Origin of the sequence: Acidovorax lacteus, assembly GCF_039540375.1 — a bacterium.
GTDB classification, from domain to species: domain Bacteria; phylum Pseudomonadota; class Gammaproteobacteria; order Burkholderiales; family Burkholderiaceae_C; genus Acidovorax_G; species Acidovorax_G lacteus.
Window position 1 is genome coordinate 64,275 of record NZ_BAABEX010000031.1, and the last position, 22,561, is coordinate 86,835.

At 69.6% G+C, this 22,561-nt stretch carries 24 protein-coding genes; 17 read left to right on the forward strand and 7 right to left on the reverse strand.

The features are described from left to right. Nucleotides 1–41: 41 nt before the first annotated feature. The 3 genes from ABD866_RS16080 to ABD866_RS16090 are packed head-to-tail and all read right to left on the reverse strand — an operon-like array spanning nucleotide 42 to nucleotide 1,852. Nucleotides 42–689: a LysE family translocator gene (locus tag ABD866_RS16080; protein ID WP_345067549.1), complete on the reverse strand. Its 648-nt coding sequence runs from the start codon at nucleotides 687–689 to the stop codon at nucleotides 42–44. Continuing rightward, nucleotides 686–1,213 carry an anthrone oxygenase family protein gene (locus ABD866_RS16085; protein WP_345067552.1) on the reverse strand — a complete coding sequence of 176 codons (528 nt, stop codon included), beginning with the start codon at nucleotides 1,211–1,213 and terminating at the stop codon, nucleotides 686–688. The genes ABD866_RS16080 and ABD866_RS16085 overlap by 4 nt, the downstream gene beginning before the upstream one ends. Nucleotides 1,214–1,267: 54 nt before the next feature. Beyond that, on the reverse strand, nucleotides 1,268–1,852 hold the full coding sequence (locus ABD866_RS16090; protein WP_345067555.1) for a Crp/Fnr family transcriptional regulator: 585 nt from the start codon (nucleotides 1,850–1,852) through the stop codon (nucleotides 1,268–1,270). A gap of 137 nt (nucleotides 1,853–1,989) precedes the next feature. Here ABD866_RS16090 and mnmG point away from each other — a divergent pair, with 137 nt between their 5' ends. From mnmG to ABD866_RS16165, 15 genes are all read left to right on the forward strand, one after another. Beyond that, on the forward strand, nucleotides 1,990–3,966 hold the full coding sequence (gene mnmG / locus ABD866_RS16095) for a tRNA uridine-5-carboxymethylaminomethyl(34) synthesis enzyme MnmG (protein ID WP_345067558.1): 1,977 nt from the start codon (nucleotides 1,990–1,992) through the stop codon (nucleotides 3,964–3,966). After that, entirely contained in the window at nucleotides 3,947–4,189 is a 243-nt protein-coding gene (locus ABD866_RS16100) for a helix-hairpin-helix domain-containing protein (RefSeq protein ID WP_345067560.1), read from the forward strand. Before mnmG ends, ABD866_RS16100 begins: the two co-directional genes overlap by 20 nt. Continuing rightward, nucleotides 4,179–4,868, forward strand: coding sequence for a 16S rRNA (guanine(527)-N(7))-methyltransferase RsmG (gene rsmG, locus ABD866_RS16105; protein ID WP_345067563.1), 690 nt, complete (start codon nucleotides 4,179–4,181; stop codon nucleotides 4,866–4,868). Before ABD866_RS16100 ends, rsmG begins: the two co-directional genes overlap by 11 nt. Before the next feature lie 161 nt (nucleotides 4,869–5,029). Next, the gene (locus ABD866_RS16110; RefSeq protein ID WP_345067565.1) at nucleotides 5,030–5,644 is read left to right on the forward strand and encodes a LysE family transporter; all 615 of its coding nucleotides are present in this window, start codon (nucleotides 5,030–5,032) and stop codon (nucleotides 5,642–5,644) included. Between the two features lie 85 nt (nucleotides 5,645–5,729). Then, the gene (locus ABD866_RS16115; RefSeq protein WP_345067567.1) at nucleotides 5,730–6,545 is read left to right on the forward strand and encodes a ParA family protein; all 816 of its coding nucleotides are present in this window, start codon (nucleotides 5,730–5,732) and stop codon (nucleotides 6,543–6,545) included. Between the two features lie 63 nt (nucleotides 6,546–6,608). Beyond that, nucleotides 6,609–7,160, forward strand: coding sequence for an RBBP9/YdeN family alpha/beta hydrolase (locus ABD866_RS16120; RefSeq protein ID WP_345067570.1), 552 nt, complete (start codon nucleotides 6,609–6,611; stop codon nucleotides 7,158–7,160). Then, entirely contained in the window at nucleotides 7,157–7,441 is a 285-nt protein-coding gene (locus tag ABD866_RS16125; RefSeq protein WP_345067573.1) for a hypothetical protein, read from the forward strand. Before ABD866_RS16120 ends, ABD866_RS16125 begins: the two co-directional genes overlap by 4 nt. 25 nt (nucleotides 7,442–7,466) lie before the next feature. Then, nucleotides 7,467–7,763, forward strand: a complete 297-nt coding sequence (locus ABD866_RS16130) for a cupin domain-containing protein (protein ID WP_345067576.1) — start codon at nucleotides 7,467–7,469, stop codon at nucleotides 7,761–7,763. A gap of 42 nt (nucleotides 7,764–7,805) precedes the next feature. After that, nucleotides 7,806–8,729: a ParB/RepB/Spo0J family partition protein gene (locus tag ABD866_RS16135; protein WP_345067579.1), complete on the forward strand. Its 924-nt coding sequence runs from the start codon at nucleotides 7,806–7,808 to the stop codon at nucleotides 8,727–8,729. Between the two features lie 460 nt (nucleotides 8,730–9,189). Beyond that, nucleotides 9,190–9,924, forward strand: coding sequence for a class I SAM-dependent methyltransferase (locus ABD866_RS16140; RefSeq protein ID WP_345067694.1), 735 nt, complete (start codon nucleotides 9,190–9,192; stop codon nucleotides 9,922–9,924). 260 nt (nucleotides 9,925–10,184) lie between these two features. Continuing rightward, entirely contained in the window at nucleotides 10,185–11,729 is a 1,545-nt protein-coding gene (locus ABD866_RS16145) for a COG3014 family protein (RefSeq protein WP_345067582.1), read from the forward strand. A gap of 25 nt (nucleotides 11,730–11,754) precedes the next feature. Beyond that, nucleotides 11,755–12,162, forward strand: a complete 408-nt coding sequence (locus tag ABD866_RS16150; protein WP_345067585.1) for a YcfL family putative periplasmic lipoprotein — start codon at nucleotides 11,755–11,757, stop codon at nucleotides 12,160–12,162. Between the two features lie 180 nt (nucleotides 12,163–12,342). Then, entirely contained in the window at nucleotides 12,343–12,957 is a 615-nt protein-coding gene (lpoB, locus tag ABD866_RS16155; protein WP_345067588.1) for a penicillin-binding protein activator LpoB, read from the forward strand. A 166-nt stretch (nucleotides 12,958–13,123) separates the two neighbouring features. Continuing rightward, nucleotides 13,124–14,092 carry a hypothetical protein gene (locus ABD866_RS16160; protein WP_345067591.1) on the forward strand — a complete coding sequence of 323 codons (969 nt, stop codon included), beginning with the start codon at nucleotides 13,124–13,126 and terminating at the stop codon, nucleotides 14,090–14,092. Nucleotides 14,093–14,447: 355 nt separating this feature from the next. Then, entirely contained in the window at nucleotides 14,448–15,491 is a 1,044-nt protein-coding gene (locus ABD866_RS16165; protein WP_345067594.1) for an alpha/beta fold hydrolase, read from the forward strand. A 4-nt stretch (nucleotides 15,492–15,495) separates the two neighbouring features. Here the strand turns inward: ABD866_RS16165 and ABD866_RS16170 are convergent, their stop codons facing one another. The 3 genes from ABD866_RS16170 to ABD866_RS16180 all read right to left on the reverse strand — a co-directional run bounded on the left by ABD866_RS16170 (nucleotide 15,496) and on the right by ABD866_RS16180 (nucleotide 18,541). After that, on the reverse strand, nucleotides 15,496–16,575 hold the full coding sequence (locus ABD866_RS16170) for a calcium/sodium antiporter (protein ID WP_345067597.1): 1,080 nt from the start codon (nucleotides 16,573–16,575) through the stop codon (nucleotides 15,496–15,498). 276 nt (nucleotides 16,576–16,851) lie between these two features. Then, nucleotides 16,852–17,469 carry a flavin reductase family protein gene (locus tag ABD866_RS16175; RefSeq protein ID WP_345067599.1) on the reverse strand — a complete coding sequence of 206 codons (618 nt, stop codon included), beginning with the start codon at nucleotides 17,467–17,469 and terminating at the stop codon, nucleotides 16,852–16,854. A gap of 85 nt (nucleotides 17,470–17,554) precedes the next feature. After that, nucleotides 17,555–18,541 (reverse strand): AraC family transcriptional regulator, encoded by a 987-nt coding sequence (locus tag ABD866_RS16180; RefSeq protein ID WP_345067601.1) that lies wholly within the window; start codon nucleotides 18,539–18,541, stop codon nucleotides 17,555–17,557. Nucleotides 18,542–18,632: 91 nt separating this feature from the next. Here ABD866_RS16180 and ABD866_RS16185 point away from each other — a divergent pair, with 91 nt between their 5' ends. Beyond that, nucleotides 18,633–19,910 carry an MFS transporter gene (locus ABD866_RS16185; RefSeq protein WP_345067604.1) on the forward strand — a complete coding sequence of 426 codons (1,278 nt, stop codon included), beginning with the start codon at nucleotides 18,633–18,635 and terminating at the stop codon, nucleotides 19,908–19,910. 16 nt (nucleotides 19,911–19,926) lie between these two features. Here ABD866_RS16185 and ABD866_RS16190 read toward each other — a convergent pair whose 3' ends face one another. Continuing rightward, complete coding sequence (locus ABD866_RS16190; protein ID WP_345067697.1) at nucleotides 19,927–20,388, reverse strand: Lrp/AsnC family transcriptional regulator; 462 nt, start codon at nucleotides 20,386–20,388, stop codon at nucleotides 19,927–19,929. A gap of 214 nt (nucleotides 20,389–20,602) precedes the next feature. Here ABD866_RS16190 and ggt point away from each other — a divergent pair, with 214 nt between their 5' ends. Then, complete coding sequence (gene ggt, locus ABD866_RS16195) at nucleotides 20,603–22,480, forward strand: gamma-glutamyltransferase (RefSeq protein WP_345067607.1); 1,878 nt, start codon at nucleotides 20,603–20,605, stop codon at nucleotides 22,478–22,480. Nucleotides 22,481–22,561: the final 81 nt, after the last annotated feature.

Consider the following 22,561-nt stretch of genomic DNA (forward strand, 5'->3'; position numbering starts at 1 on the left):
GATTGTGTCAGCGGCTGTGCACAGGATTCCTGCATGGGGTTTCAGGGGGTGGGCCGGTGCCACAGCGCCAGGGCCGCCGCCAGGGCGATCAGCACCAGGCCGCTGGTCTGGTCGATGCCCCGCTGGATGCCAGGCCCCAAGCGGCGGGCGCCCGCTGTACCGGCTGCTGCGTATCCCAGCAGCACTGCGCCGTCGATGGCGGCGAACACGGTGGCCAGCAGCGCGTACTGCGGCCACAGCGGGGCGGCCGGGTCGACAAAGGAGGGCAGCAGGGCCGAGAAGAACAGGTAGCCCTTGGGGTTGGTGACGGCGACAGTGAAGCTGCGGCGGAACACGGCTTCGGGGCGCTCGCGGCGGGTCGCGGCGGCGGCCTGGTTGGTGGTGGCGGATGCGGCATCCGCTCCGCTCTTTGGCGCGTGCAGCAGGCGCCAGCCCAGCCAGGCCAGGGTGAGCACCCCGGCCCAGCGCAACCATTCGAAGGCGGTGGCCGAGGCGGCCAGCAGGCCGCCCAGCCCGGCGGCCACGGCGGCGATCAGCACCGCGTCTGACAGCACCGCACCGGCCATGCCGGGCAGGGCCGCTGGTACCCCGTGGCGCGCGCCTTGCTGCAGGGCCAGCAGGGTGGTGGGGCCAGGCGTGGCCACCGTGACCAGCGCCAGTCCACCAAACAGCAGCAGGCTTTCCTTCATGGTCGGGCCTTGGTGGCTTGGGCGCCGCCTTGCAGGCGCAGCACCAGAGCAATCAGCCCGGCCACGAACAGTGCCCCGCTCAGGCCGCTGCGCCACAGGTTGGCTTGGTTCCAGGCGGTGCGCACGGTGGCCCAGTCGGGCGGCAATGTGGCCGCTGTCCAGGACTCGGTCAGGTGATTGAGTGGCAGGTTGACTTGGCGGGTGAACAGCACGATGCCCACGCCGTAGGCAAGCACGCTCAGCGCCAGCAGCCGCCACCAGGCGGTCTGCCGGTCAGACCAGGCTGCCGCGAGCGCGATCAGGCCCAGCGGCAGCGGCCCGAAAAAGCAGGCGAAGAAACCGGCGTGTCGCACGTTGCGGTTGAAGGCCGATTGCACCAGTGCGTAGGTCGGGCCATCCAGTTCGAGGGTGGCGAGGTTGACGTTGGCGCTGTAGGTGGTGAAGAAGCCGGCCATCAGGCCGAGCAGCAGCACGGTCAGCAGTTGAGCGGTCAGCGAGAGGCGGGGCAGGAGGTGTGAAGGCATGGCAGGCTCCGGTGTGGGGACGCCTCACTGTGCCGGCACCGGGTCGGCCGTGCCTTAACCCCGGTTCAGTCGTCGCCGGATGCGCGACAGCGCGACGTCGGTGATGCCCAGCCAGGACGCCAGGTGCCTCAGGGGGATGCGGGCCAGCCAGTCCGGGTGTTCGACCTGCAGCGCCAGATACCGCTCGGTGGCGGTGTGCTGCAGAAAGGCCTGTTCGCGCGACATCTTGTCCTGCAGCAATGCCGCGAGCGTGCGGTGCTCCAGCGCTTGCCACGGCGCGAAGTTCGCAACGGCGGCGGACCAGCCGCTCCAGGGCAGGGCCCAGACGCGGCTCGGTTCGAGCGCCTCGACCCAGAAGTGCACCGGTTGTTCGCGCAGGGCGTGTGTGATGGGCCACACCATCGCGCCGTCCAGGTAGAAGTTCTTGTTGGACGCCTGCCCGTCGCGGTCCAGGTAGTACAGGCGCAGTGCCCCGCGCTCCAGCCACCACAGGTGTTGCCAGTGTTCGCCTGCGCGCAGCAAGGCCTCACCCTTGGCCAGATGCTTGGCTTGCGCCTGTTGGCAGCGCTCGGCCGCGGCAGCGGGCAGCGGGCCAAGTGCTGGCGTCAGGTGTTCGAGCAGGCGGTGGCTTGGGGGCATGGCTGCAGGTGCAAAGGCTTGGTGGGACAATATCCGGTTCGCGCAGGCCGGGGCAGGCCTGCAGCTGCTGTTTCACGTGAAACAGCCTTCGCATTGTCGGGCGGGCCGGGACGGCCGCAGCCTTGGAGCGCTCTCACATGTTGTATCCCCAGGAATTCGACGTCATCGTGGTCGGCGGCGGCCACGCCGGAACCGAGGCCGCGCTCGCGGCTGCCCGCATGGGCTGCCAGACGCTGCTGCTCACCCACAACATCGAGACGCTCGGCCAGATGAGTTGCAACCCCAGCATCGGCGGCATCGGCAAGGGTCACTTGGTGAAAGAGGTGGACGCGCTGGGCGGGGCGATGGCGCTGGCCACGGACGAGGGCGGTATCCAGTTCCGCATCCTCAACAGCAGCAAGGGGCCGGCCGTGCGCGCCACCCGCGCGCAGGCCGACCGGGTGCTCTACAAGGCCGCCATCCGCCGCATGCTGGAGAACCAGCCCAATCTGTGGCTCTTCCAGCAGGCGGTGGACGACCTGATGGTCGAGGGCGACCGCGTGGTGGGGGCGGTCACGCAGGTGGGCATCCGCTTTCGCGGCCGCACGGTGGTGCTGACGGCGGGCACCTTCCTGGACGGCAAGATTCATGTGGGTTTGAACAACTACGCCGCCGGCCGCGCGGGCGACCCGCCGGCCGTGAGCCTGAGCGCACGCCTGAAGGAGCTGAAGCTGCCGCAGGGGCGTCTCAAGACCGGCACGCCGCCGCGCATCGACGGCCGCAGCATCGACTACAGCCAGTGCACCGAGCAGCCGGGCGACGGCATGCCCGGCGGCGTGAACGAGGGCGCGGTGCCGGTGTTCAGCTTCATGGGCAGCGCGGCCATGCACCCGCGCCAGGTGCCGTGCTGGATCACGCACACCAACGAGCGCACGCACGAAATCATCAAGAGCGGCTTCGACCGCAGCCCCATGTTCACCGGCAAGATCGAGGGCGTGGGCCCGCGCTACTGCCCGAGCGTGGAAGACAAAATCAACCGTTTTGCCGACAAGGACAGCCACCAGATCTTTCTGGAGCCCGAGGGCCTGACCACGCACGAGGTGTACCCCAACGGCATCAGCACCAGCCTGCCGTTCGACATCCAGTACGCACTGGTGCGCTCAATGCGCGGGCTGGAGAACGCGCACATCCTGCGGCCCGGCTACGCCATCGAATACGACTACTTCGACCCGCGCTCGCTCAAGAGCAGCTTCGAGACCAAGCAGATCCAGGGCCTGTTCTTTGCCGGGCAGATCAACGGCACCACGGGCTACGAAGAGGCCGCAGCCCAAGGCTTGTTTGCAGGCATCAACGCCGCACTGCAGTGCAAGGGTGAAGCGCCCTGGGTGCCTGCGCGCGACCAGGCCTACCTGGGCGTGCTGGTGGACGACCTGATTACCAAGGGCGTGACCGAGCCCTACCGCATGTTCACCAGCCGGGCCGAGTTCCGCCTGCAACTGCGCGAAGACAACGCCGACATGCGCCTGACCGAAGTGGGGCGGCAGATGGGCCTGGTAGACGATGCGCGCTGGGATGCGTTTTGCCGCAAGCGCGATGCGGTTTCACGTGAAACAGAGCGCCTCAAGTCCACCTGGGTGAACCCCCGCAACCTGCCGGCGGCCGAGGCCGAGCGCGTGCTGGGAAAAGCCATTGAGCACGAGTACCACCTGTTCGATCTGCTGCGCCGACCCGACGTGAGCTACGCCAGCCTGATGACGCTGGACGGCGGCAAGTACGCATCCCCCGCGGTTTCACGTGAAACGCTGGGCGAGCTGAGTGCGCCCGTGCTGGAGCAGGTGGAGATTGCTGCCAAGTACGCGGGCTACATCGACCGGCAGCGTGACGAGGTGCAGCGCGCCGCGTACTACGAAAACCTGCGCCTGCCGCCCGAGCTGGACTACCTGCAGGTGGCGGCGCTGTCGATCGAAGTGCGCCAGAAGCTGCAGAAGCACCGGCCCGAGACGCTGGGTCAGGCTTCGCGCATTTCGGGGGTTACGCCAGCCGCCATTTCGCTGCTGCTCGTGCATTTGAAGAAAGGCGGTTTCAAGGGGTTTGGCCGCAACGAGGAGGAGCAGCATGCCGTTTCCGCTGAATGAGCGCAAAGTCCTGCTTGCGTGCAAAGGGGTCGGGCCGACCGTGGTGGCGCGCCTTGAACAGATGGGCTACCTGTCCCTGGCGCAGTTGGCCAAGGCCAATGTGCTGGACGTTCTGGATGCGGGTGCGCAGCTGAGTGGGTCGAGCTGCTGGAAAAACAGTCCCCAGGCCCGTGCCGCGATTGGTGCGGCACTCGACGCGGCGCGAGCACACCATGCACACTGAAACCGAAGCGCTGGCAGCGTCGCTGCGTTCGGGCGTCCACGCACTGGGCTTGTCGTTGAGTGAGCTGCAGATCCAGCGGCTTCTGGATTTTCTGGCGCTGCTGCAAAAGTGGAACAAGGTCTACAACCTGACCGCAGTGCGCGAGCCGCACGACATGCTGACCCATCACCTGCTGGACAGTCTGGCAGCCGTTTCGCCCTTGCGTCGCCACGTGGCAGAGTTGCTGGGTCGTGGGGTGGGGCAGGGTGGGCTGCGTCTGCTGGATGTGGGGTCTGGCGGCGGGTTGCCCGGCGTGGTGTTTGCCATCTGCTGCCCGGAGGTGGACGTCAGCTGCGTAGACACGGTGGGCAAGAAGGCGGCCTTCATCCAGCAGGCCGCGGTCACGCTGGCGCTGCCCAATCTGCGCGGTGTGCATGCGCGGGTCGAGAGTCTGACGCAGCCTTTTGATGTGGTGAGTTGCCGTGCGTTTGCCTCCCTTTCGGACTTTGTGACATGGTCGCGCGGGGCAGTAGCGGCTCCGCACGGCGTCTGGCTGGCCATGAAGGGCAAGCACCCCGCCGAGGAAATGGCCGCACTCGATGCCGCGCAGGTGCAGGTGTTTCACGTGGAACCTTTGCAGGTGCCGGGGCTGGATGCCGAGCGCTGCATCGTCTGGATACGGCCCGCGGCGGCGGGCTGAGCGGCTGCGCGCAGCGCGTTTTCGAGCGCTGCCCCCTGTCGCGGGCGAGGGGGCTCGCGTACACTCTGCGCCTCGCCCACGGGGTGGCGCAGGTGGGTCTGGCAGGCCGGCATCTGGCGCATCCGCTCCGTATCTTCTTGTGTCCGAGACGGGATTTGCGCATGTTCGGCATTGCAGACTACGGCGCCTTCGTGGCCGCCATCCTTCTGTTTCTGGCCATTCCCGGGCCGGGCAATCTGGCCCTGATCACCTCCACCGGCAAGGGCGGCATCCGCGGCGGGCTGGCCGCCACGCTGGGCGTGATCGCGGGCGATCAGGTGCTGATGTGGATGGCCGTGGCCGGTGTGGCCGCGCTGCTGGCCGCGTACCCGGCGGCCTTCCACGCGGTGCAGTGGCTGGGCGCGGCCTACCTGGCCTGGCTGGGCTTCAAGATGCTCACGGCCAAACCAGGCGACGTGCCGGTGCTGCACATCGAGCCGCGCCAGTACTTCAAGCAGGCGGGGCTCATCACGCTGCTCAACCCCAAGGCCATCGTGTTCTACATGGCGTTCTTTCCGCTGTTTGTGGACCCGGCGCACCACCAGGGCCTGCTGACGTTTGGCGTGATGGCGGCCACGATTGCGGTGCTCACCTTGGCCTACGGGCTGGGGGTGGTGCTGCTCACGCACCATCTGGCCGAGCGCATGCGCGCCAACCCCAAAATCGCCAGCGCGCTCGAAAAGCTCGCAGGCATGTTCCTGATCGGCTTTGGCATCAAGCTGGCCATTGCCAAGTGACCCCTCTCGCCATGCGCGTTCCCGCACCCATCCGCATTGCCGCCGGGCCCTCGGCCCCGCAACGTTTTCCCGGAGCTACTTCCTGATGGCCAAGATCTTCTGCATTGCCAACCAGAAGGGCGGGGTGGGCAAGACCACCACCACCGTCAACCTCGCCGCGGGCCTGGCCAAGATCGGCCAGCGCGTGCTCATGGTGGACCTGGACCCGCAGGGCAACGCCACCATGGGCTCGGGCGTGGACAAGCGGGCGCTCAAGCTCTCGGTGTACGACGTGCTGCTCGAATCGGCCAGCGTGCAAGAGGCTGCCGTGCTGGCCGACAAGTGCGGCTTTCAGGTGCTGGGTGCCAACCGCGAGCTGGCCGGGGCCGAGGTCGAGCTGGTGGAGCTGGAGCGGCGCGAACGCCGCCTCAAGACCGCGCTGGCCGCGGTGGACGCCGACTACGACTTTGTGCTCATCGACTGCCCACCGTCCCTCTCCATGCTCACGCTCAACGGCCTGTGCAGCGCGCACGGCGTGATCGTGCCCATGCAGTGCGAATACTTCGCGCTCGAAGGGCTCACGGACCTGGTCAACACCATCAAGCAGGTGCACGCCAACCTCAACCGCGACCTGCAGATCATCGGCCTGCTGCGCATGATGTTCGACCCGCGCATCACGCTGCAGCAGCAGGTGAGCGAGCAGCTCAAGGGCCACTTTGGCGACAAGGTGTTCAACACCGTCATTCCGCGCAACGTGCGCCTGGCCGAAGCGCCCAGCTACGGCCTGCCCGGCGTGGTGTTCGACCCGGCCGCCAAGGGCAGCCAGGCCTTTGTGGAGTTTGCACAGGAGATGGTCGAGCGCGTGGTCCACATGGACGCCGCCGCCACCGAATCCAGTGCCAAATCGGCCGCTCGTGCTTGAAAGTCAAGCACGAGCAGCTACTGAATTCATAGCAACCCGGCGCTTCGCCCACCCCCGCACCGCATGAGCGACACCTCCACCCCCACCGTGCTGCTGCTGCCGGGCTGGCAGAACTCCGGCCCCGCCCATTGGCAAAGCCGCTGGGAGCAGCGCTACGGCGACACCCGCGTCGAACAGCACGACTGGATGCGCCCGCTGCGCGGCGACTGGACGGCCCGACTCGACGAGGTGGTGGCCGACCTGCCCGGCCCCGTGGTGCTGGCCGCGCACAGCCTGGGCTGCATCCTCACCGCCTGGTGGGCCGCGCACAGCCGCCACGCGGGCAAGGTGCGCGGCGCGCTGCTCGTGGCCCCGGGCGATGTCGAGCGGCCCGACCTGGCCGCGCAGATCCGCGGCTGGGCCCCGATTGCGCGCCACCCGCTGCCGTTTCCGGCCGTGCTCGTGGCCAGCCAGGACGACCCGTACTGCAGCTTCGAGCGCGCCGAGGGCCTGGCCCGCTCCTGGGGCGCGCGGTGTGTGGACTACGGCGCGCGCGGGCACATCAATGCCGATTCGGGCCTGGGCGACTGGGACGAGGGGCGGGGCTGGCTGATGCAGCTCGCCACCCCGGCATGAGCCGCTGGGCTGTTTGGCGCAAGCGGTCGCCAGCACCCACCGCAGGCGCTGCGCCGAGCGCGGCACCCACCCGACGCTGGTGGCGATGGAATGAAAACGACCCGCTGCTGGACATCATCCCGACGATGCTGGCCTGGCTGCTGCCCAGCGGTGCGGTGGTGGTGGGCGCGCTGGGGCAGTTCATGCTGGCCGTGGTGCTGCTCACAGTGGCGTTCGGTGTGTGGCTGCGCCTGTGGCGCAGCCGAAAAAAGCGCCGTGCCATGGGCCGTGCGCCGCGTTGAAACCCCCCTGTTCCGTTTCGTATCCATGTCCAAAATCGCTCTCGCCGCCATCGCCGACCAACTGCCGCGCGCCTGGAACTCCACGGTGGTGGGCCAGGCCGCAGGCGCCAACCTCAAGGTGCTGCGCATGGACGATGCGGCCTACCCCGACGAATCGCACGACTTTGACGAGGCCCTGTTGGTACTGGACGGCTGCATGCGCCTCGCCCTGCAAGGGCAGGTCACCGAGGTGCATGCGGGCGAGGTGTTCATTGTCCCGGCGGGCGTCCCCCACGCCGTGGCGCCCGGCAGCCACGGCACGCTGGTCATCATCGACCGCTGAAGATTTCCCGCTCCCCATTCCTTTTCGAGAAGAAGACATCGCATGGTCACCAAAAAACCCAAGGGCCTCGGCCGCGGCCTCGAAGCCCTGCTCGGCCCCAAGGTCGAAGACAAAGTGGAGCAGGCCCAGGCGGCCGAAGCGGGCCTGCCCAGCCGCCTGCCGCTTTCTGAGCTGGTGCCCGGCGTGTATCAGCCTCGCACCCGCATGGACGAAGGCGCGCTGTACGAACTGGCCGAGAGCATCAAGGCCCAGGGCATCATGCAACCCATCCTGGTGCGGCGCCTGGCCGAAGGCGAGCACGCAGGCAAGTACGAAATCATCGCGGGCGAGCGGCGCTTTCGGGCCTCGCGCCTGGCGGGCCTGGCCGAGGTGCCGGTGCTGGTGCGCGACGTGCCCAACGAGGCCGCCGCGGCCATGGCGCTGATCGAGAACATCCAGCGCGAAGACCTGAACCCGCTCGAAGAAGCGCAGGGCCTGCAGCGCCTGGTGCGCGAATTCGGCCTCACGCACGAGCAGGCCGCGCAGGCCGTGGGCCGCTCGCGCAGCGCGGCCAGCAACCTGCTGCGCCTCTTGAACCTGGCCGAGCCGGTGCAGACCATGCTCATGGCCGGCGACATCGACATGGGCCATGCGCGCGCACTGCTGGCGCTCGACCGGGCCGCGCAGATCACGGCCGCACACCAGATCGCGGCCAAGACGCTGTCGGTGCGTGAGGCCGAGGCCCTGGTCAAGAAGATCGGGGCCGAGTTCAGCCTGGTGCCGCAAAAGCCCAAAAAGGAAAAGTCACGCGACCTGCGACGCGTCGAGGAAGAGCTCTCCGACCTGTTGACCGCCGAGGTCGAGGTGCGCGTGAAGAAACGCGCCAAGCGCAACGGCCGCGTCGAAGAAATGGGCGAGGTGGCGATCCAGTTCGGTTCGCTGGAGGCGCTCAACGGCCTGATCGAGCGCCTGCGCAATACGGCCTGAACGCAGCCCCAGGGCACTTTCAACCTCTGCCGCCACGTCCATGTGCGGGGCGGGGCAGGGCGGGCGTGCACTGGCGCTGCCCGCGCTGCCGCCGGGCTGTGCCAAGCGCTCGATGCCCGGGCACCCGGCACAGCAAAGCGCCCCGCTGCGGCCCCTGGTGTGCGATGCGCGCGCGCCACACCACGGCCCCCCCGCCGGTGGTCGGGTTGTGACAAAGCGCACACCCACCCCGGCGTCGGCGCAGCGCCCGTGCCTGCGCCGGCCGCCGCGGCCTACACTGCCGGGCAGACCCCACGGCCGCGCCTGCCGCGCGGCCCGTGCGGGATGTTGTCCACCCCCCTGGCCCAAGCCCTGATTCGACGGTGATTGCCCTGGTCTGCCCGCTGTCCGCCCCCATGCCCTGCGCGCCCCGCGCGGGCCGTGCCACGCTGCGTGCCTGCGGAGGCGGTGCATGCTGAACATGCCGCGCCGCTGGCCCTGGCCGCTGCCCGCGCTGCTGGCCTGGGCACTGTGCTGGGGGGCCTTTGCGCTGCTGCTGCGGGTGTTGCCGCCGGTGGCCGCGCTGGCCCTGGCCAGCGCGCTGGGCGTGGCGGCCAGCGGCTGGGCCGCGGGCTGGTGGCGGCGCACGCTGGTGGCCGGGGGCTTTCCGCTGTCGCTGGCGCTCTCGGGCGTGGTGGCGTTGCCGGCCTGGGCCTGGCTGCTGCCGCTCGCGCTGTTGATGCTGCTGTACCCGCTCAATGCCTGGCGCGACGCGCCGCTGTTCCCCACCCCGCGCGACGCGCTGGCGGGTCTGGCGGCCGTGGCCCCGCTGCCCCCCGGGGCGCGTGTGCTCGACGCCGGGTGCGGCCTGGGCCACGGCCTGCAGGCGCTGCGTGCGGTCTATCCGCAGGCTCGGCTGGCGGGCATCGAATGGAGCGTGCCGCTGTGGGCGCTGTGCGCGCTGCGCTGCCCCTGGGCGCAGGTGCGCCGCGCCGACATGTGGAAGGCCGACTGGCGTGGGCAAGACCTGGTGTACCTGTTCCAGCGCCCCGAAAGCATGGAGCGCGCCGCCGCCAAGGCGCAGGCCGAACTGGCCGCGGGCGCGTGGCTCGTGAGCCTCGAATTCGCCGTGCCCGGCCGCGTGCCCGACGCACAGCTGCTCGCGGGCAGCCGTCCGGTGTGGGTGTACCGCCTGCCCCTGCGTGCGGAGGGTTGACATGAGGCAGATGCAGGCGGTCAAACGGATGCGCAGCAGCGGCCAGGTTTGCTACATTGCCAGCCGGGCCATGCCAGCGGCATGTGCCAGACCGACACCACAGACCGCCGCCGGCCCGCAGGGGCAAGGCCGCGGCACCGAGCGAGGGAGATCCATGCATTGCCACTGCCAGCCCCCCAGCACGCGGGCTGCCATGCGGGCGCCGGTGCAGGCGCACCCCCACGCCGGGGTGAGAACCTGAACACCTGCGAGGACACCGCATGCCACACACTCCAACCCCCCGTTTCCGCCCACGCCTGGTCTGGGCGCTGGCCTTGAGCGCGGCCCTGACGGGTTGCGCCACCATGCAAAGCCATGACAAGGTGGCCACCGACGTGCAGAACGCCAGCCGTTCGGGCGGTATCCCGGCGGCGCTTGCGCAGCTCGAATCCACGGCCAAAACGCCGGAAGAAAAGACCGCGCTGCTCTACAACCTGGAGCGCGGCGAGCTGCTGCGCATGGACCGCCGCTACGCCGACAGCACCAACGCCTGGCTGCTGGCCGACAACCGGGTCAAGGAATGGGAAGAAACCGCCAAGACCAACCCGCAGAAGCTGTTGGGCAACGTGGGCGCGGCGCTGATCAGCGAGCGCCTCAAGCCCTATGAAGGCCAGGACTACGAAAAGGTCTGGCTGACCACGCGGCTGGCGCTCAACCGCATGGCCGTGGGCGATTTCGAGAATGCGCGCGTGGACATCAAGCGCACGCACGAGCGCGAGGCGATCATTGCCGAGTTCCGCGCCCAGGAAACGCTGGCGGCCGAGGAAGAGGCCAAAGCCAAGGGCGCCACCGCGGGCGGCAAGGAGCTCAATGGCTACCCGGTCGAGACCTTGAACGACCCCGAGGTGCTGGCGCTCAAGAACGGCTATTCCAACGCGCTGTCGCACTACCTGGCGGGCTTCTTGTACGAAGTGTTGAACGAGCCCGGCCTGGCCGCGCCCGGCTACCGCAAGGCCATCGAGCTGCGCCCCGACACGCCGTTGCTCGAAGAAGGCCTGCGGGGGCTCGACCAGCGCACGGGCTTCACCTGGAAGCGCCGCCAGCGCATGACCGACGTGCTGTTCATCGTCGAGGCCGGTGATGCCCCGGCGCGCAAGCCCAAGGCCTTCACCCTCCCCGTGCCCACGGGCCGCGGCATGGTCACGGCCAGCATTTCGTACCCGGTGATCGAGCCCTCGCGCGACGCGCTGCTGACCACGCTGTCGGCCGCAGGCACCGACCTGCGCCTCGAGAAAGTGGTGGACGTGAACGTGATGGCCCGCCGCGCGCTCAAGGACGAAATGCCCGGCATGGTGCTGCGCGGCTTCACCCGCGCCGTGGCCAAGGGCGTGATGCAGAACGAGCTGCAAAAGCGCGGCGGCCTTGTGGGCGGCCTGATCGGGGCCGTGGCCTCGGCGGCCACCGAACAGGCTGACGACCGCATGTGGCGCATGCTGCCCGGCCGTGTGTACGTGGCCCGTGGCTACCTGCCGCCCGGCGAGCATGTGGTGAGCATCAACGGTCGCCCCATCGAAGGCGCGATCAAGATCGACGGGCAGTACGCGCTGGTGCCGCTGCGCCTGTATGAAAACCGCGTGCTGGTGGGCGACGTGGCCTCGCTGGGCCAGCTGGCCGCCGTGGCCGTGACACCCCCGCCCGAGCCCGTGGTGGCCCCCGCTGCGCCGCAGCCTGCCAAGGCCGCTGTCCGCCCGCGCCCTCCGGCCAAGCCGGCAACGGCCGCGGCACCGGCATCGCCCAAGCCCGCAGCTGCGGCCCCCAAGAACTGACCCTGTCAACGCAACCGATCCTGTCATGACCCAGAAGACCTTTCACACCTCCTTGGCCGCGGCTGCGCTGGTGGCGCTGCTGGCGGCTGCCGGCCCCGCGGCAGCGCAGACCCACGACCCGGCCACCCCGCCCACCGTGGCGTCCAAGATCGCGCTGCGCGGCGAGGCCAACGGCATCGCCGTGCGCGAAATGCGCATCGTGCGCCGCAACGACATCCTGAGCGTGCAGGCCGACATGGCCAACATGGGCCGCACCGACCGCACCGTGTTCTACCGCTTCCGCTGGCTCGACAGCGTGGGCAACCAGGTGGGCGACGGCGAGGTCTGGAAGCAGATGACCGTGCTCGGCCTCGGCCAGCAGACCGTCAAGAGCGTCGCGCCCACGGGCGCGGCGGTGGATCTGCGCCTGGAGATGAATGTCGAGCCGCGCTAGCGATGCAACACCCCCTGAGTCGCTTCGCGCCTTCCCCCTCTCTCACGCTGCGCGTGGGAGGGGGACGCAGCCCTCGCTGCGGGGCGGCCCTTGCTCGGCTGCCCGCGCTTGGCACGCGCCAGTTTCGACCGTACGAGGCCACGTGAAGCGCATTCGATCAGTCCGTAGGAAACCAACACCATGAACCAACACCCTCTCCACCGCACCGCGCTCGTCCTGGCCCTGGCGGCCGGCACCCTGGCCCTGTCGGCCTGTCAGAACCTGTCCTCGCCCACCGTGCGCTTTGACCGACAGGTCAACTACGGCGACGCCAAGGCCGTCGAGCTGGTGACCAACGAATTCGGCTCCACCGACCTGCAAATGATTGCCGAGAAGATGGTCGGCAGCCTGCTGGAAACCGGCATCTTTCAGGGCCGCCCCACCGTCACCATCTCCACGGTGCGCAACAAGACCAGCGAGTACATCGACACCACCAACGTGATGAACTCGATCCAGACCGCGCTGGTCAAGTCGGGCAAGGTGCGTTTCACGCGCTCCATCAACGAAATGCAGGCTGGCGTGGACGAACTGCAGCGCCAGAACCAGAGCGGTCTGTACAAGCAGGGCACCACCGCCAAAGTGGGCCAGATGACGGCGGCCAAGTACCAGCTCGAAGGCGAGCTGACCAGCATCGTCAAGCAGAACAACACGACCAAGGACGTGTTCTACAAGTTCACGCTCAAGATGTTCGACGTGCAGGAAGGCACGATCGAGTGGCAGGACGAGAAAGAGATCCGCAAGACGAGTAAGAGGTGACATCCCCCTGAGGCGCTGCGCGCCTTCCCCCTTCTCTCGGCTTCGCCGGGAAGGGGGACGACGCCCTTGCTGCGGGGCGGCCCTTGCTCGGCGTCTCGCGCACCGGGCCGCGCCGGTATCGACGGCATCGCCCTGGATTGATTGAACAAGCTCACAAGGAGCCACCATGCAACGCAGAACCACCCTGGCCGCCGCAGCGGCCGTGCTGGCCACCACCGCCCTGGGCTGGGGTGCGCTGGCCCAGGCACAACCCGCGGGCCAGGCCCCGCGCATCGCCGTGACCGACCTGGCCTATGCCCAGCGCGTGTCCGAATACTTTGTGGCTGGCACCTACCAGCGCAGCAGCCAGATGAGCGCGCAGGGCAGCCACAGCGGCGGCTACAGCCACGGGCCCTACGGCGGCTCGGGTTCGCACTCGGGCAGCCAGTCCATACAAGCCTCCGAGCAGGCCAGCGGGACCTACGTGGCCGGGCGCTACAGCTACATCGAGCAGCGCGAGCTGGGCGGCTACACCAACGACATCAAGGGCGCGTTGCTGCAGGGCACGTACTTCAGGCTCGTGCAGGGCAAGGGCTTTGACGCGGGTGCGCCCCAGCCCACCAAGGCCGAGCAAGTGCTCAACCAGGTGCAGGGCGGCAAGATGGCCCAGCCCGTGCGCCAGCCCAGCGTGACGGACGTGATCGCCCGCATCAAGAAGGGCGAATTCGCCGGGGCCGACTACGTGCTGTTCGGCGTGGTCTCCAGCATCGAGTTCACCGACGCGCTCTCGCCCCTGCAGGGCACGAGCAGCGCCACGCGCCAGTACGGCCTGCAGCTGCTGGCCGACTTCTCGCTGATCCACACCAAGACTTACGAGATCAAGGCCGCATTCTCGGCCCAGGGCCAGGGCAACGACACCAAGATCCTCTCGGCCCGCGGCGACATCGCCCCGCCCAACCGCGCCAAGGTGATCAAGGAAACCTCGGTCAGCCTCGCGCAGGACGTGTACCAGCAGCTTGCCACGCAGCTCGGCTATTCGGACCCCAACCTCTCGCGCGGCGTGCGCCCGGGCGGCCAGCCCATGCCCGTGATGCAGGGCCAGCCCATGCCCGTGCCGGTGCCCCAGCAGCCCGAGCAGGTGATCATCCTGAAGTAGCAACCCCCTGGGGCGCTGCGCGCCTTCTCCCTTCTCTCGCATCGCTGGCGCGATGCGGGAAGGGGGACGATGCCCTCGCTGCGCGGCGGCCCTTGCTTGGCATCCCTGGCCGGGGAGCCTCTGCACCATTCCCGCGCCGTGTGCATCTGCGACTCGGGCGGCCTGCGGCGTTGCAAATGCTCGCAATAGCGATGGCTGTTGCTGCGCTTTGCGCCGTGCAGCCCATCCCGATCCGCAGCGCACACGTGCCGCGCGAATCGTGCAGAGGCTCCCCAGGGGCGTGGCGGATTCACGGCGTCCGAGGGCGCGCTGTATTCCTGCCAGACTTCGGTGGGTGTTTGCTCTGAAGCTCCGATTGACCTCCACTGCGCCGGCGCACGCCCGGGTCGGCCCTGCGCTGGCCCTTTGCGTTGCGGCCCTGCTGCTGGCGGGCTGCGCGCGGCCGCCGGCCTTCTCCGCAGCGCCCCCCGCCGCATCCGTGGCCGATGTGCATGTGCGCGCGCCCGGGCAGGAGGGCGCGCCAGCGGACGCCACCTCGTTCATGCTCCGTCCGCTGCCGGGCACCGACGGGGCCGTGCTACAGGCCCTGCAGCGGGCCGAGCGCACGCCGCCCCTGCGCTACCGCGTTGTCGTGGTGCCCGGCTCGGGCTGTGCGGGCCTGGCGCCCATCGCCGATCGCTACTTCGCCGGCCTGTTGCATGCCCAGGTGCTGGTGCTGCACAAACCCGGTGTCGATCCGCGCGCCCGCACTGCGCCGGGCGACTGCACGCGTGGCTTCGTGCAGCAAGACCGTTTGTCCACCTGGCTGGCCCACGCCCGCGCGGCGCTGCGCGCCGACGCGGTGCAGCGCCAGGGCGAGCCTGCACTGCCGCTGGTGCTGGTGGGTATTTCGGAAGGGGCCGAGCTGCTGCCTAGCCTGGCGACCGCCGTGCAGGGCACGGCCCCGGTGGCCGCGCTGGTGCTGCTGTCGGGCAGCGGGCTGGACCCGCGCGAGGCCGGGGCGCTGCAGGCCGAGCGCCTGGGCGCGAGCGCCGACTGGCGGCGCATCGGCCAGGCCGTGGCATCGCCCGCGCCCGACAGCCAGGCGCTGCAAGGCCGCAGCCTGGGCTACTGGCGCGACCTGTGGGCCTGGCCGCTTGCCCAGCCGCTGCGCGACGGCCCCTGGCCGCTGCTGCAGACCTGGGGCGATGCCGACGCGCTGGTGCCCCCGGCCGCCTACGAAGCCTTTGCCCAGCGCATGCAAGGCCGTGCCGCGCCCTGGTGCGTGCTGCGCCTGTCCGGGGCCGACCACGGCCTGCAAGGCCCGGCGGGCGACGGTGTGCAGCGTGTGTGGGCACGGCTGGAAGCCTGGGCCCGCGCGCCCGCGCGCGGCCTGTGCGCCCCGGTGCCAGCGCCGTGAGGCCTCAGCCTGGGCCGGTGCCGGCAGGGCGGCGGATCAGCGACACCACCAGCGTGACCAGCGTCAGCGGAATCACGAAGCCCAGCATGGCCGACGAAAACGCCGGCAGGGTGGCGTGCTGCTGGGCCGCAAGGATCAGGTACGCCACATACGCCGCGTAGTAGCCCAGAAACACCAGGCCTTCCCAGCGGGCGATCTCGCGGCCCGACAGAAAGATGGGCAGGCAGGCGAGGGTGGTGGCCAGCATCACCCACAGGTCGAAGGCCAGCAGCGCTGGGGGCACGGGCACGCCCTGCGCACCCGCCACCATGCCCGACAGGCCCAGGCAGCCCAGGATGTTGAAGGTGCAACTGCCCACCACGTTGCCCACGGCAATGTCACGCTCGCCCTTGATCGCCGCCATGACCGAGGTGGCGACTTCGGGCATGGAGGTGCCTGCGGCCACGATGGTCAGGCCGATGACCAGCTCGCTCACGCCCAGGGCGCGTGCGAAGACCACCGCCGCATCCACGAGCCACTGCGCACCCAGCACCAGCAGGGCCAGCCCGGCCACGATCATGGCGATCTGCACGGGCAGCCGGGCGTCCCAGCCGCCTGGGGCCGGGGCCTCGCGGTCGTAGTCGTTGGTGTCGCTGCCAGCGCTGCGCGACTGCACGATCAGGAACACGGTGTACGCAAGCAGCAGCCCGAGCAGCAGAGCGCCGTCGAACAAGCCGACCGTCCCGTCCAGCGACAGCACCAGCAGCAGCACGGAGCTGCCGATCAGGATCGGCACCTCCTGCCGGATCACCTGCAGGTGTACCGCCAGTGGGGTAATCAGCGCGCTCAGGCCCAGGATGAACAGCACATTGAAAATGTTGCTACCCACCACATTGCCGATGGCCATCTGCGTCTGGCCTTGCAGCACCGCGCCCACCGACACCGCCACCTCGGGAGCGCTGGTGCCAAAGGCCACGATGGTCAGGCCCACCACCAGCGGCGCAATGCCCAGCGCCAGCGCCATGCGCGAGGCGCCCCGCACCAGCAGCTCTGCGCCCGCCACCAGGGCGATCAGTCCACCAACGAACATGGCAAGGGTCAGCATGGGCATCTCCAGTTCAAACAACAGGCGCGCGGTGCCGCGCAAAAGAGGGGGGTCTGCACATTGTGCTGCGTTGCCCGCCGTGGGGCATCGCCAAGACCCGCGCGGATGGAAGGGCGCTGCCCGCGCCACGGCTTGTGCATGGATGCCGCCAGACCCGCCACCGCGACAGGAGGCTCCGGTCAGGCCCGGACCCCAGCACTGAACGCTACTAATTTAATAGCTGCTCGTGCTCAACTTTGCTGGCTCACAGCCTATTTTTCCCCTGTGCTGCGCACGTTACAGCCCGGGGCGGAACATCTGGAAGCGCTCGCCCAGCATGAAGTAGTCGCCCGCGCCACCGCCGCGCAGCACCGGCTGGGCGGCGGCGGTGTCGTAGAGGCCGTTGGTAAGCAGCGTGCGGTCGATGTGCACCGCCACCACCTCGCCCAGCACCAGCCAGGTGGGCACCGCCTGGCCGTCGGCACCGGTGAGCTGCAGCACCTGCGTGCGGCGGCATTCCATGGTGACCGGGCTTTCGGCCACGCGCGGTGGCGCGACGCGGGTGGAGGCCAGCGGCGTGAGGCCCGCGAGCGCAAACTCGTCCACCTCGGGGCCCACCGCGGCGCAGCTCTGGTTCATGGCCTCGGCCAGCGGGCGCGTGGCCAGGTTCCACACGAACTCGCCCGTGGCCTCGATGTTGCGCAGCGTGTCCTTGGCCCCGATGCTGGCAAAGCCGATGATCGGCGGCACGTAGTTGAAGGCGTTGAAGAAGCTGTAGGGCGCGAGGTTGAGCACCCCGTCCGCGCTGCGTGTGGAGATCCAGCCAATCGGCCGCGGCCCGACGATGGCGTTGAACGGGTCGTGCGGCAGGCCGTGGCCCAGGCGGGGTTCGTAGCTGTGGGTGTCGCGTGTCATGGCACCACCTTAGCGCAGCCCCGGGCGCGCCGTGCGCTGCGCACGCGACAGCCCGCTGCCGCGCTCGGGCACCGCACGGCCGGTGTCAGGCCCGCGCCGGGCCCGCTGCGCTGTGCGCATGGGGTGCGAGAAAGCGCCCGGGCGGCTGGCCCACGGCGCGGCGCACCATGGCGCTGAAGGCACTGGCGCTGTAGCCCAGCTCGTTGGCAATGTGGCCCATGGGGCGCCCGCCCGCGGCCAGCGCCACGGCGCGTGCCAGCAGCACCTGCTGGCGCCACTGGGTGAAGGTACAGCCCAGCTCCTGCCGGAACAGCCGCGCCACGGTGCGCGGGCTCGCGCCCGTGTCCTGCGCCCAGTCGGCCAGGGTTTCGTGGCGCGCGGGGTCGGCCAGCACGGCTTCGCACAGGTGGCGCAGGCGCTTGTCGTGTGGCAGGTCCACGCCCAGGCGCACCGCGGGCGCGCGGGCCAGCTCGTCGCAGATGAGCGCGCTCAGGTGGCGTTCGCGCGTGCGCTCGGCAGCGGGCAGCGGCGGGCCGTCGTCGGGCGTGGTGGGCATCTCGCGCACCAGCGCGCGCAGCAGCTCGGACACCTCCAGCACGCGGCACTGGCGCCAGGCGGTGTCGTGCGCGCAGGCAGCGCCCGGTCCGCAGCGCCCGCGCGGCTGGTGCACGTACAGCGTGAGCACCTCGGCGTCTTCCACCGTGGTCACGGCGTGTTCCACCCCGGGCGGAATCCACAGCGCGCGCGTGGGCGGCACGATGTAGGTGCCCCGGTCGGCCGTGAGGCGGATGACCCCGGTGGTGGAAAACGCCACCTGCGCCCACGGGTGCTGGTGCGGCAGCACCTGCGTGGCCGCGGCCAGCTGGCGGGTTTTGGCGCGCACCGGACGCTCGCGGCTGGGCACGAACAGGTGCGGTGTGAGCGCGGGCAGCGTGCGCCGGGCGGGCGGCGTGCTGCGGGGTGCGGCCTCGGTGGGGCGGGTCTCGCGGGGCGGTGGGCCCGCGGCAGCCGTGGGTTGCGGTGGCGAGCGGCGGGCCGGTGCCAGGTGCGTGGGGGCAGGGGGGTGGGGCATGGCGGAGAGCTGCCGTGCACTTGGCAGTTTGGCGACAAAACTTGTCCGGCTATCGTAAACCTGCCGCGCGCGTCGTGCCTACCATGCGGGCATGACGCAATCCCCTTCCTCGCCTGTGCCTTTGCGCCAGGACGCGCGCACCATTGGCCTCATTGGCCTTGCGCATGGCAGTTCGCACTTCTTCCACATGCTGCTGCCGCCGCTGTTTCCGTGGCTGATCCGCGACTTCGGCTTCAGCTATTCGGAGCTGGGCTTTCTGGTGTCGGTGTTCTTCGTGATCTCGGGCGTGGGTCAGGCGCTGTCGGGCTTTGTGGTGGACCGCATTGGCGCGCGGCCGGTGCTGTTCTTTGCGCTGTCGAGCTTTACCGCCGCAGGCGTGGTGGCCTCGCTCGCGCAGGGCTACACCGGCTTGCTGGCGGCTGCGGCGCTGGCCGGGCTGGGCAATGCGCCCTTCCACCCGGTGGACTTCACCATCCTCAACAAGCGCGTGTCGCCCCAGCGGCTGGGGCATGGCTTTTCGGTGCACGGCATCAGCGGCAACCTGGGCTGGGCCACAGCGCCGGTGTTCATGGCGGGCATCACCGCGGCCACCGGGTCGTGGCGTGTGGCCTGCCTGTGCGGTGGCCTGCTGGCGGCCACCGTGCTGGCGGTGATGTGGTTCAACCGCGACGCGCTGGACGACCGCCAGGGCGCCCAGGGGGCGGCCGGCACCGCCGCCGCCCCGGCCAGCGCCGCGGCGCATGCGCACGCGGCCGAACACCCGCTGGCCTTTCTGCGCCTGCCCTCGGTGTGGCTGTGCTTCTCGTTCTTTTTCTGGACGACCTGCGGCCTCAGCGCCATCCAGAGCTTTGCCAGCCCGGCGCTGCAGGCGATGTACGGCCTGCCGCTGGCCATGACAGCCATGGTGGTCACGGGCTACATGCTGTTTGGCGCGGCGGGCATGTTTGTGGGCGGCTTTCTGGTGGGCCGCGTGCAGCGCCTCGAACGTGTGATTGCCGTGTGCATGCTAGCCGCGGCCGCACTGCTGGCGCTGGCCGGCACCGGCTGGCTGCCGGGCATGGCCGCGCTGTCGGTGGCGGCGCTGGCGGGGCTGGGCACCGGCCTGGCCGGGCCCTCGCGTGACATGCTCATCAAGCGCGCCGCGCCCCCGGGCGCCACGGGCCGCGTGTACGGCACGGTGTATTCGGGGCTGGATTTGGGCTTCTCGCTGGCGGCGCCGGTGTTTGGCGCGCTGCTCGACCGTGGGGTGCACGGCGCGATTTTTTATGGTGCTGCCTTGGCGATGGTGCTGGGCGTGGGCTCGGCCACGCTCGTGGGCGCGGGCGTGGCGGCACGGGCCGTGCGCATGCAGCCCGTGGGCGCGCGCTGAGGGCGCCGCCCCGCCTTCAGTCGGCGTAGTCCAGCGGCACGGCCGTGGTGAATTTGATTTCCTCCATGGCGAAGCTCGAACTCACGTCCGACAGGTCCACCCCGCGGATCAGGCGCTGGTACACCGAGTCGTAGGCCTGGATGTCGGGCACCACCACGCGCAGCAGGTAGTCCACCTCGCCGGCCATGCGGTAGAACTCCACCACCTCGGGGATGGTGGCCACCGTGGCCCGAAAGCGCTCGAGCCAGTCGGCGCGGTGCTGGTTGGTGCGCACCGACACGAACACCGTCACGCCCAGGTTCACGCGCTGGCGGTCCACCAGCGCCACCTGCCGCGTGATGTAGCCGCGCTCGCGCAGCCGCTGCACCCGCCGCCAGCAGGGGGTGGTGGACAGGTGCACGGCCTCGGCCAGCACGGCCAGCGGTGTCTCGGCATCTTGTTGCAGCAGGGCCAGCAGCTGCCGGTCAATGGAATCCAGTTGCTGTTTCATGCCGGTTGGTAGAAATCGTTTCTTCAAACGTAGCGCATCCGTGCTTTCAAAGCAATGCGCTTCCCACGGCTTCGTTTCATACTGATGACTCCTTACAGCGTTTGGGGGCATTGGCGCTCCGTAACCGCTGTGAAGTGCCGCACGGCGGCCGGGCGTGTGCGCCGGGTCGCTGGTTCCGATTCCTCTTTGCTTGTGTTCTGCCATGACCCTGTCCTCTTCTGTCACACGCCGGCATCCGTTGCTGGCGGCCCTGAGCCTGGCCCTTGTTGCGGCGCTGTCTGCCTGCGGCGGCAGCAACAGCGGCCCGGTGGCCTCGCCCGAGCCGTCCGAGCAGTACGTGCCGCCCGAGCCGCCGTCGGGCTACACGCCCAAGGCCATCACTTACGCGCAAAAAGACATGGTCTCGGCCGCCAACCCGCTGGCGGTACAGGCGGGGGTGGACATCCTGGCCAAGGGCGGCTCGGCACTGGATGCCGCGATTGCCGTGCAGATGGTGCTGAACCTGGTGGAGCCGCAGTCCTCGGGCATCGGTGGCGGGGCCTTCCTGCTGCACTTTGACAAGGGGGCCAACAGCCTGCTGGCCTACGACGGCCGCGAGACCGCGCCCGCAGCCGCCACGCCCAACCTGTTCATCGGCGCCAACGGCAGCCCGCTGGGCTTTCTGGCCGCGGTGGACGGCGGCCTGTCGGTGGGCACGCCGGGCTTGCTGCGCATGCTCGAAGCCGCGCACAAGGCCCACGGCAAGCTGCCCTGGAAGGACTTGTTCGAGCCCGCCATCAAGCTCAGCGAGGACGGCTTTGCGATTTCGCCGCGCATGAGCGTGTCGATTGCCGGCTCGGCCGCGCGCATCAAGGCCCAGGGCGAGCCCGCGGCGAGCTACTTCCTCAACGCCGACGGCACAGCCAAGGCGGCGGGCACGCTGCTCAAGAACCCCGAGCTGGCCGCCACCTTCCGCGCCATTGCCGCGGGCGGGGCCGACGCCTTCTACAAGGGAGACATTGCGCGCGACATCGTCGCCAAGGTCACCAAGCACCCCACCAACCCGGGCCGCCTGTCGGAGGCCGACCTGGCCAACTACACCCACAAGGTGCGTGAGCCCGTGTGCGGCACCTACCGCGTGCAGTACCGCGTCTGCGGCATGCCCGCGCCCAGCTCGGGCGGCATTGCCGTGCTGCAGACCTTGGGCCTGCTGCAGAACTTCGACGTGGCGGCGCTCAAGCCCAACACGCTGGATTCGGTGCACCTGGTGTCTGAGGCCTACCGCCTGGCCTACGCAGACCGCGCCCTGTATGTGGCCGACCCCGATTTCGTGAGCGTGCCCCAGGCCGGCCTGGTGAATGCCGACTACCTCAAGGAGCGCGCCAAGCTCATCCGCATGGACCAGACCATCGGCACGCCCACCGCCGGCACGCCCCCAGGCGTGAGCGCCGCGCGCGGGCAGGACAACTCGCTGAACCTGCCCTCGACCAGCCACCTGTCCATCGTGGACCGCAACGGCAACGTGGTGTCCATGACCACCACCATCGAAAACGGCTTCGGCAGCCTGCAGATGGTGCGCGGCTTCCTGCTCAACAACCAGCTCACCGACTTCTCGTTCACCGCCACCGACGCCGCCGGCAAGCCCATTGCCAACAGCGTGCAGCCGGGCAAGCGTCCGCGCAGCTCCATGGCGCCCACGGTGGTGTTCAACGCCAGCACGGGTGACGTCGAAGCCGTGATCGGATCGCCCGGCGGCAGCGCCATCATCCAGTACACGGCCAAGAGCCTGATCGGCATGATCGACTGGGGCCTGAACGTGCAGCAGGCCATCAACCTGCCCAACTTCGGCGCGCAGACCAATGCCACCACCTCGCTCGAAAAAGGCTCGCTGATCGACACCGCCGCCATCCGCGACGGCCTGCGCGCCCGCGGCCACACCGTGGCGCAGACCGACACCTTCACCAGCGGCCTGCACGGCGTTGTCTACAACGGCCTGCGCGCCAACGGCCAGGCCGGCCTGCTGTCGCGCAACCCCGGCGCTGGCACCTACGCCGGTGGCGCCGACCCGCGCCGCGAAGGCATTGCCAAGGGCAACGACTGACGCAGCCCGCCCCCTGCCCATGCGCCTGGCCCCGGCCCGGTGCATGGGCCGCCACACGGCCCCGCATGCGCCCGCGCTGCG